At 43.5% G+C, this 11,753-nt stretch carries 9 protein-coding genes; 2 read left to right on the top strand and 7 right to left on the bottom strand.

The annotated features are described in order from the left end of the window. On the top strand, positions 1–3,618 hold a 3,618-nt coding region (locus tag LAY41_RS30115; RefSeq protein WP_275974476.1), incomplete at its 5' end, for a Calx-beta domain-containing protein. On the opposite strand, the gene LAY41_RS30110 is transcribed toward LAY41_RS30115, so the two are convergent. Next, positions 3,607–5,382, bottom strand: a complete 1,776-nt coding sequence (locus tag LAY41_RS30110; protein ID WP_249106147.1) for a sensor histidine kinase — start codon at positions 5,380–5,382, stop codon at positions 3,607–3,609. The two genes, LAY41_RS30115 and LAY41_RS30110, sit on opposite strands and share 12 nt — an antisense overlap. 589 nt (positions 5,383–5,971) lie before the next feature. Here LAY41_RS30110 and LAY41_RS30105 point away from each other — a divergent pair. Continuing rightward, positions 5,972–6,649, top strand: a complete 678-nt coding sequence (locus LAY41_RS30105; RefSeq protein WP_249068242.1) for a response regulator transcription factor — start codon at positions 5,972–5,974, stop codon at positions 6,647–6,649. Positions 6,650–6,719: 70 nt separating this feature from the next. On the opposite strand, the gene LAY41_RS30100 is transcribed toward LAY41_RS30105, so the two are convergent. The 6 genes from LAY41_RS30100 to LAY41_RS30075 all read right to left on the bottom strand — a co-directional run bounded on the left by LAY41_RS30100 (position 6,720) and on the right by LAY41_RS30075 (position 11,416). Next, on the bottom strand, positions 6,720–7,781 hold the full coding sequence (locus LAY41_RS30100) for a S66 peptidase family protein (protein WP_249106145.1): 1,062 nt from the start codon (positions 7,779–7,781) through the stop codon (positions 6,720–6,722). A gap of 105 nt (positions 7,782–7,886) precedes the next feature. After that, positions 7,887–8,483, bottom strand: a complete 597-nt coding sequence (locus LAY41_RS30095; protein WP_249106142.1) for an alpha/beta fold hydrolase — start codon at positions 8,481–8,483, stop codon at positions 7,887–7,889. A gap of 223 nt (positions 8,484–8,706) precedes the next feature. Further along, positions 8,707–9,594, bottom strand: coding sequence for a DNA adenine methylase (locus LAY41_RS30090; protein WP_249106140.1), 888 nt, complete (start codon positions 9,592–9,594; stop codon positions 8,707–8,709). A gap of 10 nt (positions 9,595–9,604) precedes the next feature. Then, positions 9,605–10,474 (bottom strand): NotI family restriction endonuclease, encoded by an 870-nt coding sequence (locus LAY41_RS30085; protein ID WP_249106138.1) that lies wholly within the window; start codon positions 10,472–10,474, stop codon positions 9,605–9,607. Between the two features lie 82 nt (positions 10,475–10,556). Next, entirely contained in the window at positions 10,557–10,922 is a 366-nt protein-coding gene (locus LAY41_RS30080; RefSeq protein ID WP_249106136.1) for a Lin0512 family protein, read from the bottom strand. Between the two features lie 23 nt (positions 10,923–10,945). Continuing rightward, entirely contained in the window at positions 10,946–11,416 is a 471-nt protein-coding gene (locus LAY41_RS30075) for a tetratricopeptide repeat protein (RefSeq protein WP_249106134.1), read from the bottom strand. Positions 11,417–11,753 lie beyond the last annotated feature (337 nt).

Here is an 11,753-nt window from a genome sequence, read left to right as displayed (position 1 = left end):
GGAACGCAAAAGACTGCCACATTAGAAATCATCGACAACGACAGCAGCATCCAATTCTCCCAAGCAAACTATCAAGTATCGGAAGATGGCACAATTGTTGGTGTCGCCATCACTTTAAACCGAACCGGAGTCACCACAGGCACATCTAATATAGAGGTACAACTTGCTAATGGCACAGCAACAGGCGGTACAGATTTCAACAACAGTACTATTCCGATTATCTTTGCCGCCAACGAAACCACAAAAACCGTTGTCGTTCCCATTACCGAAGATATTTTAGTAGAAGGGAACGAAAATCTTACCCTCGCGTTAGCTAATCCCAGTGCAAATACAGCAATAGGAACGCAAAACACCGCGACTCTGCAAATCATCGACAACGACAGCAGCATTCAATTCTCCCAAGGAAGTTATCAAGTATCTGAAGATGGCACAGTAGTTGGTATCGCCATAACTTTAAATCGTACTGGCGTCACCACAGGCACATCTAATATAGACGTACAACTAACTAACGGTACAGCAACAGGTGGTGTTGATTTCACCAACACCACTCAAAATATTATCTTTGGTGCCAACGAAACCACAAAAACCGTTGTTGTTCCCATTACCGAAGATATTTTAGTAGAAGGGAACGAAAATCTCACACTCACGTTAGCAAATCCCAGTGCAAATACAGCAATAGGAACGCAAAACACCGCGACTCTGCAAATCATCGACAACGACAGCAGCATTCAATTCTCACAAGCAAACTATCAAGTCAATGAAAACGGCACAGTTGTTGGTGTCGCCATAACTTTAAATCGTACTGGCGTCACCACAGGCACATCTAATATAGATGTACAACTGGCTGACGGTACAGCAACAGGCGGCACAGATTTCACCGCCACCACACAAACTATCAACTTTGGTGCTAACGAGACTAGCAAAACTGTCACAGTTACCATTACTGACGATAGTTTATTTGAAGGCAACGAAAATTTAACACTCACCTTAGCTAATTCCAGTGCAAATACAGCAATAGGAACTCAAAATACTGCCAATCTAGAAATACTTGATAACGATAGTCCACCTACAGTTGCGTTCTCCCAAGCGAACTATCAAGTAAACGAAAATGGCACAGTGGTAGGTGTTGCCGTCACGATTAATCGTACTGGCGATACATCGGGTACATCTAATGTAGATATCCAACTAACTAACGGTACAGCCACAGGCGGTACAGATTTCACCGCCACCACACAAACCATCAACTTTGTTGCGAACGAGACTAGCAAAACTGTCACAGTTCCCATTACTGACGATAGTTTATTTGAAGGGAACGAAAATCTAAATCTCACGCTAGTTAATCCTAGTGGTGGGACAAACATCGGTAGTCAAAATACTGCTAATCTGACAATTGTAGATAATGACAGTTCCCCAAGTGTCTCTTTCTCGCAAGCGAACTATCAAGTAAATGAAAATGGCACGGTAGTTGGTGCTGCTATAACAATTAACCGCAGTGGCGACATTTCCGGTACATCGAACGTTCAGGCGCAACTAACTAAGGGCACAGCAACAGGCGGTACAGATTTTGATAACAGCACTCAAACTATCAGCTTTGGTGCTAACGAAACGACAAAAACTGTCACAGTTCCCATTACTGACGATAGTTTATTTGAAGGGAACGAAAATCTAACTCTCACGTTAGTTAATCCTAGTGGTGGGACAAACATCGGTAGTCAAAATACTGCTAATCTGACAATTGTTGATAATGACAGTCCCGCCACCGTTGCCTTTTCGCAAGCGAACTATCAAGTAAATGAAAATGGCACGGTAGTAGGAGTTTCCGTCACGATTAACCGTACTGAGGATACATCGGGTACATCTAATATAGATGTGCAACTAACCAACGGCACAGCTACAGGCGGTTCTGATTTCAACAGTGCGACTCAAACTATCAGCTTTGGTGTTAACGAAACTAGCAAAACTGTCACCGTTCCCATTATCGAAGATAGCGTAGTTGAAGGGAATGAAAACCTTACTCTCACGTTAGCTAATCCCAGTGCTAATACAAACATCGGTACTCAAAAAACAGCTACTCTAGAAATTATCGATAATGATAATTTACCCACTGTTTCGATCGGCGATATCACGATCGCTGAAAGTAATAGCGGCACGACTCCAGCTAACTTTACCTTGACTCTGAGTGCGCCGTCTAATCAAAGTGTTACTGTTTTATACGCTACTGCTGACGGTACAGCTACGACTGCCGATAATGATTATAGTCAGATTTTTTCAGGGTCGATCGCATTCAATCCAGGCGAAATCAGCAAAACTATTAGTGTTGCGGTACAAGGTGACATTAATGTAGAAAACAACGAAAACTTCTTTGTTAATTTAATTGGTGTTACCAACGCCACTATTGCTGATAACCAAGGTGTGGGAACTATCATCAACGACGATACCGAGGAAGATTGCTTTTGCGAACAAATTGTTCATCCTAATTTAGATAGCTTCTTCGATGAGGGAAAAGAAGGTTATTCTTTAGCACAAGTTAATCAAACTAGCAATACGCTTTCCGGTACAGAAAGCGACGATTATCTGATCGGTAGCAATCTAAATGATGCGCTGAACGGTTTGGGTGGCAATGATTTTATTGAAGGAAAAGCAGGCAACGATAACTTGTTCGGCCACAATGGTAAGGATACCATTTTTGGTGGCGTAGAGGGTAGCGATCGCGACTGGATTTCCGGCAACGAAGACGATGACTTACTTAACGGTAATCAGGGGAACGATGTAATTAACGGCAATCAGGGTAACGATACTGTCCGAGGTGGCAAAGGCAACGATATTGTGCGTGGGGGTCAAGATAATGACCAGATGTGGGGAGATAGCGGCGATGATACCCTGATGGGCGACAAAGGTAACGATACCATTTTTGGTGGTGTCACCGCTAAAGATATCGGCGATTCTAATGGACGCGATTTGATATTAGGCGGTATTGGCGATGATTTCCTCAACGGGAATGAAGGGGATGACACCGTTTGTGGCAATGAAGGCAATGATACGGTACGCGGTGGTAAAAATGACGATATCGTTTTTGGCGATGCTGGTAACGATATGCTGTTTGGCGATTTGGGGAATGACAGTCTTTGTGGTGAGGATGGTGACGATACCATCTATGGAGGCAATGGTAGCGATGTTCCCATTGGTAGTGTTGGTGAAAAAGATTGTTTGTGCGGAGGAATTGGCAACGATTTGCTGTTTGGCAATGAAGGGGAAGATAAAATAAATGGTGATGAGGGAGATGATACTCTTTACGGTGGCAAAGATAACGACACTCTTACAGGTGGCGGTGGCAATGATTGGCTAAGTGGAGATTTAGGTAATGATATGCTGAGGGGTGGAAGTGGGACCGATCGCTTTGTCTTATCACCAGTAAAAGGCACTGACATTATCCTCGATTTTGAAGATAACGTTGACTTGCTGGAATTACGCGGTAATCTAACTTTTGCACAATTGACAATTAACCAAGGTAGTGATGGAACTTCGATCGGCATTACGAAAACAGGTGAACTTTTAGCAACTCTCAAAGGAGTGCCAGTAAATCTCATCACTCAGCAGGATTTTGTTCTAGTTAACTAATTCTAAACATGCAGGAGAAGAAGGAATAGTAACTGCGATCGTTGTGCCGACTCCAACTTCACTCTCTACTGCAATGCTACCTCCGTGTAACTCTACACACTTTTTCACAACAGTTAGCCCCAGTCCAGAACCGGGGATAGTTCCCACATTTTTGCCGCGATGGAATGGCTCAAACATATATTTTTGGTCTTTTGGTGTAATGCCAATGCCGCGATCGCTAATTCGGAAAATAACCATTCCCTCTTGGGTTCCTTCTGCTGGTTCGCAAACTAGGGCAAAATCAATATTACCTCCCTGGGGTGAATACTTAGTCGCATTTGATAGTAAATTTTCCAGGATTGTTCGCAGGGGTTTTTCGTCCATGCAAGCATTTTTACATTTACCTTGACTGCTAAAAGTAATTGTGTGCTTGCTCCCAGCTACAAACTGTGTTTTTTTAGTGAGTTCGCCGCATATATTTTTTAGATCGACAACTTTTGGATTAAAGTCTAACTTTCCTGCTTCGGCTCTATTGATTGTCAAAATATCATCTAATAACTGAGTCATCGTTTTAGCCGATGCCTGAATCCTCTGAATGTTCCTTAGCCTTTTTTCTTTCGGTAATTCTTCGTTAGCATTTTCGAGTAATTGGGCAGAAATTAAGATCGTGCTGAGGGGAGTGCGAAAATCGTGAGATGCCATAGTAAAAAAGCGGGTCTGTAATTGGCTCAGTTCTCGATCTCTTTCCAGATCTAGACCCGTCTCTTCTGCCTGCTTGCGATCGGTGATGTCTATGGCTGTGCCAAGAATTTGTTCTGGTGTACCATCAGCATTTCTGGTAAAGACAATATCCCAAGTGTGAAGCCATCGCCATTCACCGTGGACGTTTTTTAAGAGCAATTCGTGTTCGAGTACCTCACCTTCTTTAGCATTGGCAAATCGTTCTTTGATTTCGGCAAGCTTAGGCAAACATTCTGGGTGAAAAATTTCTGTAAAAAACGTCGCTCCCATTGCTTGAATTTCTGACGGAGTATAGCCAAAACAGGCATAAGCTTGGCGATTGATGTAGACGTTGCGTTTTTGCTTTAGATCGAAGATGTAAATCAAAATGGGGGTTGTGTCAGCAATCTGGTGAATCAAACGCTTTCTTTTCCGCAGCACTAACTCGGCTTGCTTGCGATCGGTAATATCCCGCACCAACCAACCCAAAGCGACTGGTTTGCCTTCGCGATCGCGAATCGCACTCACCCGCAGAGTAGCGTTAATCAGTCCGTCATCACACGGCTGTAGCAGCACATCCCACTCTTGTACCGCACTGCTTTGGCGCAATCGCCTAGTCAGTTTAGAGTGAAACAGCCGACGCTGCTGCTCAGCGACGAAAATTACGAGCGGTTTACCCACCAAAAATTGTTGGGACACATTCAGTAGAGTGGCAGCGGCGCGGTTGGCTTCCTGAATCACCCCTTGTACATCTGTAACCAGGTAGCCGTCTGGTGCCAGATCGAACAACTCCTTATAGTACTGGCGTTCTGCTTCTGCTGCCTTACAAGCCGCCAGTTCCTCTTTTGAGGGGATGCAGTCATAAGTAGTTGGTTGAGAGGAAGAGTCTTCTTTGTCCTCCTTGTCGCTTTCGACTTTTGACTTTTGACTTTTGACTTCTACCTTTTCTTGGGCCACCTGTAGTGCTGACAAGGTGGTCTGACATTGCTCGCAGACTGTTTTGACAGGCTTTATCTTTTCTGGAATCAAAGACATCTCTACCTCTTTCTGTATTTCACCGAGCATGGCGCTACTCTCATCTCTGACTTAGTTTTCCCTCTGAAGCCCGAACTATCTGCGACGCCTGCTCAAAACCCTCACTATTAAGCGTAAGTTTATCGATTTTTTAAGTAAAGCAGATTTTGGATTTTAATGTGGTATAGCATGAAGCGATCGCGCCCATTCCACTATGAAAATGCCTAAGTCGCTTTTCAGGCTACCAGTCACAGTGGAACCCCTCCCCTAGCCCCTCCCCGCAACAGGGAGGGGAGAAATACTCCCCCTCTCCGAGGTCGGAGAGGGGGTTAGGGGGGTGAGGTTTGTCGCGTTTCATACATTTTCTTAATATTTGTCAAAAGCTGTAATAATTTAATGAAAGGGCAAATTTCCCTGCTTACCCTAAACGAGATTAGCGGTAAGTACATGGCGATTTTCCTAAAATAACTGTTTTTTATAATAGGCATCACCCTCAAAAAAAGGGACTGAGGTCACTTGTTTTTGTCCAAACATTGTTTAATCAGAGACCAGATTGTTTTAAATCATTCTGCCCTAAAGCAGATATTCAGTTTGTAGTTTTTGCATCCGTTCACTCTTAACATAGAAAGATATCTCCACTATGAGAATGCTCCTAGTCGAAGATAATTTGTTGGTTGCTGAAGCCTTATCAGAAGCCCTGACAGACCAGCGTTATGTAGTTGATGTTGTCCATGATGGAGAAGCCGCTTGGCATCAGGTCAAAACCCTTTGCTATGACTTGATTCTTTTGGATGTGATGCTTCCCGACCTGGATGGCCTTAGCCTTTGCAAACGACTGCGATGTCATGGTTATAGCCTACCTATTATCATGATTACTGCCCTCGACACTAGCACTGATAAAGTCAACGGTCTAGATGCCGGAGCGGATGATTATATTGTCAAACCCGTTGACCTACAAGAATTATTTGCGCGGATTCGCGCCTCCCTGCGACGGGGATTTTCTTCTTTGCCTCCGGTTCTGGGGTGGGGAAGTCTGCGTCTTGACCCCAGTACCTATGAAGTCGCTTATGAAGACCAATTCCTGCATTTGACCCCCAAAGAATACAGTCTGTTAGAGCTTCTTCTCCGTAACGGTCGGCGGGTATTGCCCCCTAGTGTCATTATTGAACGGATTTGGTCTCTTGAGGCTCCACCCGAAGAGAGTACTGTTAAAGCTCACATCAAAAGCTTACGCCAAAAATTCAGGTCTGTAGGAGCGCCAAAAGATTTGATTGAGACAGTCCACGGTGTCGGTTATCGCCTCAAACAAATCTCTTGAGAGATTTGGTATGTTGTTGCGCTTCATAGCTCTTTAAAGAACGCTGAAGCGCAACAACATATCTGACATATCACAGCTTAGTGGCACTTTCTAGCATTTGGATAGTGCCAGCGCTGGCATCAATTTCGACTTCGACACCGATCGGTAAGGTAAACTTATTTGGAATGTGACCGATCGCTGAACCGTACCAAGCGGGAATTCCCAAAGGAAGTATGTGTTCTCTCAGAACTTGGTTTAATGTCAGCGACTTCTCTGGATTTTTTGGATCGCAATCGGTGCATTGCCCAAAAATAAAGCCAGCAATTTGGTCAAGAATTCCCGCAAGTTTTAATTGAGTCAACATTCGGTCAACTCGGTAAACTTCCTCCTCAACTTCTTCCACAAACAAGATAGTTTTTTTCCAGTCAGGTAGGTAAGGAGAACCCACCATCGCCGCCAACACAGACAAATTGCCACCCACTAATTTCCCCTTAGCCTTTCCGGGGGTAATAGTTTCCACAAGGACTGCGGTTGGTTTAAGAGAATCCCGCACGAACAGCTTTTCTTCTGAGGTTGAGGCATTTTGCATCGTGACAGCTTCCCCATTAAACAGAATCCGCTTCACGTAATTTACTGTAAACTGATTCCAGGTCGATGTACCGACTGGGCCGTGAAACGTGACCATCCCACTTTTGGCATAAATTGCTAACAATAGGGAAGTAATATCGCTGTAGCCCATAATAATTTTGGGATTATTTCGGATTAATTTGTAATCCAATAATGGTAAAATGCGATTGCAGCCCCAACCGCCCCGTCCGGCGATAATTGCCTTAACTGATGAATCGGCAAACATAGCGTTGACATCAGCGGCCCGATCGATATCTTTGCCTGCAAGATAACCGTAGCGATCGAGAAGATGCGCTCCCAATTTGAACTTTAAACCTAAATCTGTCAGAGTTTGTTTAACTTCTTCAATATCTTCGGGAGGGGTGGGACTAGCGGGGTTGATCAATCCGACTGTATCGCCTACTTTGAGGCTGGGTGGTTTAATAATTGGTGATGGGGATGATTTAGCTTGGGCAATTTGCGGCAATTGGGCGGTTAATGCTGCGATGCTAAAAGCTGTGAGAAATTGGCGACGATTTAAAGTCATGTATAGATGATAGTTTATAGTAAAGTTTTGAGGATAGTAACGATATCTCGATCGGCCATACTAGGGAATTAAGTAACAACCTTAAGGTTTAAAGGATCGAACAGATTAACAACGCTCAATAAATTTTATTAAGTGTTCGTGAAACTCATCAGTTGCCCGCATATAGCAAGCATGACCAGCATTTTGTAATATTACCTTCTCACCATTTGGCATAACTTTGAGCAATTTGTCAGCTTCTTCTACAGAAACTATCCGGTCATTACTTCCCCAAATTGCCAGTGTAGGCACTTGGATTTCTTGAACTTGCTGAGTAAACCTGATAATGCCAACAGGAGCAACAGCGACAAACCCGCTTAACTTCTCTGAATTATTGACAAGAAAGGGAAGGCTGTAATTCCCACTCATGGAGGGAGATACTAAAATTGGTTTGTTTAATTTTAATATCTCGATCGATGCTAGCAAAAACTCTACATTAGATCCCGATATTCTCTCGGAACTTCCATAGCCAGGAAGATCGACAGCAACTGCTCGGTATCCTTCTTCAGATAATAGTTTCAGAGTACCGATTTCTTGCCAAGTTTGGGAGCTAAAACTTGCACCGTGGAGAAACAGTACCGATTTGGCATTGTTTGCTCCCGATTCAAGATAATGAATCTTTGCTCCTTGAATTTGCACAAATTGAGACTTGATATCTGTGTTCATAACTTTACCTTACATTCCCAAACGCAAAGCAGATGTTTTAACGGGCGCGTTTCATAATTTAATCATCTCATCATCTAGCTTATTTTAAGTAGCTTCTAAATTAGTCAGTGGGATTTGAAGTGTAACAGTGTCAACTGGCATATTTAGTATCTCATAGTATTCTAAATAAAGTTACTTCCGCTCATTAAGAGCCACATTCCTAGCATACCCCAAACACGCCAGGTTACTGTTCCCGTCTACACCAATCCAAATTACGACCGATTAGCAACTCTGTCATCTTGGCATGATGGGTATTTCTCATCGCCACAGTCTGCGTATCAAATCCATATTTCTGTGCCAGCTGCCGCACCTCTTCGGTAAGATCGTAAGTCATCAGGAAATCACCTGCGATCGCACTCACCACTCTAAACAATTCTTCATGGTCAATCTCGGAATAATTATATAGCCGACTCCCAGCCTTTTTCCCCGCTGCTGTATATGGCGGATCGATAAAAAACACCATATCAGTACGATGAGCATTTGCCTTTAAAACTTCCATTCCATCGCCTTCGATAAAAGTGATGCGTGAGCGCTTTTCTTTAATTTCCAGAATCCGCTTTTTCAGCGTCTCTGGATACCAGCGCGACCCCAGTCCTTTTCCATTCTCTCCACTTTTCAGCATTCCTGCACCCGCTGCCAAAATGCCACCGCGATTAATGCGGTTTTTTAAGATAGTCCGAAATGCCTTCTCTTGGATTAAAATACTATTTTTTGATAACACTGCTTTAACAGATGCTTCGCATAAAGTGAATGTAAAAATTTCATTTGCCAGCCACTCACCATCACCGTTAATAATAGTATGCCAAACAGCCGCAACTTCCTCATCTATTTCCACCATCTTCACATGATTTGCCAAATCTTCAAAAGCAACGGTGAGGCTGACAATACCACCACCAGCAAAAGGCTCAATAAACTCAGATGGTCGCGTTAGCAAACTGGTTAGCCATTTCCTAATTCGGGGTACAAGCCATGTTTTACCACCTGGATATCGGAAAGGACTGCGCTGGGCAACTGACGAAACATTGGTAATTCGATCGAGGTGGTTATTTTCAAAGAGGGATAGTTGTCGCATTTTAAAATTATCACATAATATCTAATAATGTGGGAGCGTCTGGAGGATTATCTAATCTTTCATCCAGCTTTGACTGTAAATGACCAATAAAATTCTCTATCGGGCCAGCTTCTGCAATTGTAATTCTTTCTAGTGCTGCTTGGAATAGAGTATAAACTGTCCGAGAGCGATATAGCTGATAACGGTTTGTCTCAGGATTGTGCTTGAGATCGTAAATTAGCCACGCGATATCGGCTTTTGCTATGTCAACTTCTGGCAAAGTAGGAAGCCTGTTAAAAAAGCTTTTGTGCAACGCTACAGCCTGTTTTTTAGCCCACGTTTTCAATATTCCTCCTTTATATATTAACTGCGGTGCCAAACGCTTGCGAGACGAAGATAGATAATCAGGACGCGGATAATTTCTTTGTACTCCCCAATCCATATTAGAGCGATTGGTTGGGTCTTCCATATAATACTCAAATGGCTGACGCACGTTGCCAGAAATGTAAACTGCTTGTATTTCCAATGCACCAAAATCAATTACGCGACCTCGTTCATCGTAGGCAACTAGAACCACATCAATATTGCCAGCCGACATTCCATTTTTATCATTGAGGCGAATTTCCGTGAGGGAAGTCCAAGTTGTGTTTTCTGGGAAAAAGAAGGCACCTGCATCCTCTGCAATCAACCAATCTTCACGCAAACGAATAGGGCAGGTAATGGCTACTTCATTGCCCTCAAATACACTGCAAACGCCTAACGGATCGTTGGCTTTATCCTTGGTGCAAGAAGGAACTTTATTGTTGTAAGGGCAAAGGCGATTTCGGCGGTAACGTTCTGCTTCAGGCGAAAGGTTGTTTGGAGGGAATCCAAAGACCTCTGCGAGGGGGTGCTTCGGCATTAGCGTTTTTTCTCATCTACTCACTTCACTACAGTTTACTGCTTTTTTCACTTTAGTAACCACCGTTTCTACATATTATTCTCTACTCAATATCGACAAAAACTGTGACAGCAGCAACAGCAATTAGCATTTCATCATTTTTATCGTTGAGGGAGGCAATTGCCCGACCCTGAACTATCATACCGCCTTGCTCAACGGTGAGCGTTTTGCGCCCAAAAGGTAGCACAGCTAATACTTCTGCTTCCCGTATTTGTTCTGGGTAAGGTACTGCTACTTGTACTTCGACAATCATTAGATCTGGGTCGCTTAAACCAGCGACTTCCCAGACACCAGGTAGGGCGTTGTGTGCGATCGCATTTCTTACAGCCCTTGCAGCCGCGACAGTCGGTTCCTGTCCGTGCTGATCTATTCCCATGCCCATCTCGATAATCAAGCGTTTGCGAGCCACAGCAACCTCTTTAGCGTTTGAATCTAACTTAGTCGAGCTGTACATTCTAGAATCAATCTTTGATTTATCAAAGCGTAGGGCTGAATGGACAGTGCTTGTCGAAAAGCTTGGATAGCTGTGCGATACTCTCCCAGTGCGGCATAGGACAACCCTAAGCCGTGCAGTGCGCCAAAGTGAATCGGGTTTAGCTTTATAACAAGCTTACAATCTTCGATCGCCTTTTTATACTCCCCTATTGTGTAGTAGAGAACCGCCCGTCGATTCCAAGCTTCTGCAAAATCAGGTATATCGGAGATAAGTTCTGTGAGTACGGTTTCAGCTTGGGAAACTTCTCCCGCTTCTAACAATATCTGAGCGCGTCGAAGCAGTTCAAAACCCATCATTCCCTTTTGGTGGAACCAAATGCGCCAGAGTTCTGATGTGGCCCGATCGCGGATACTTTCATCAGGGTCTTTCAAGTCTTCCAGTAACTGATTGATAGAGGGTTCACTCATAAATTTTGTTAATTAAAAATGGGCTAGTAAAGTCAAAATTCAAAAGTTAAAAGTCAAAAAAATAAAGAAGGTAAAAAAGGGTTTAGGCATATTTGGTATTACTCCCCCCAGATTTGGGGGGCAAGGGGGGCTTTTGCGTAAGTCCTGTTTCTTTATTTTTTAACCTTTTTTAATTCCAAATATTTCGCCAAAAAGGTTGCTGCTGTTGCTGACTTTGACTAACAGGCTGTTTTTTCCGAATATCATTAATATTCCACCCAGTCAGCTTAGCTAAAGTCTGCGCTTCTTGTTCAAATCTTGTAGCCAAAGCTCTTTTATATTGTTGTCCTGCTTCACA

It is taken from the genome of Argonema galeatum A003/A1, from assembly GCF_023333595.1.
In the GTDB taxonomy this organism is placed as follows: Bacteria; Cyanobacteriota; Cyanobacteriia; order Cyanobacteriales; family Aerosakkonemataceae; genus Argonema; species Argonema galeatum.
Note: the sequence above shows the minus strand (reverse complement) of the source record. Positions and strands in the feature narration are given on the sequence as shown.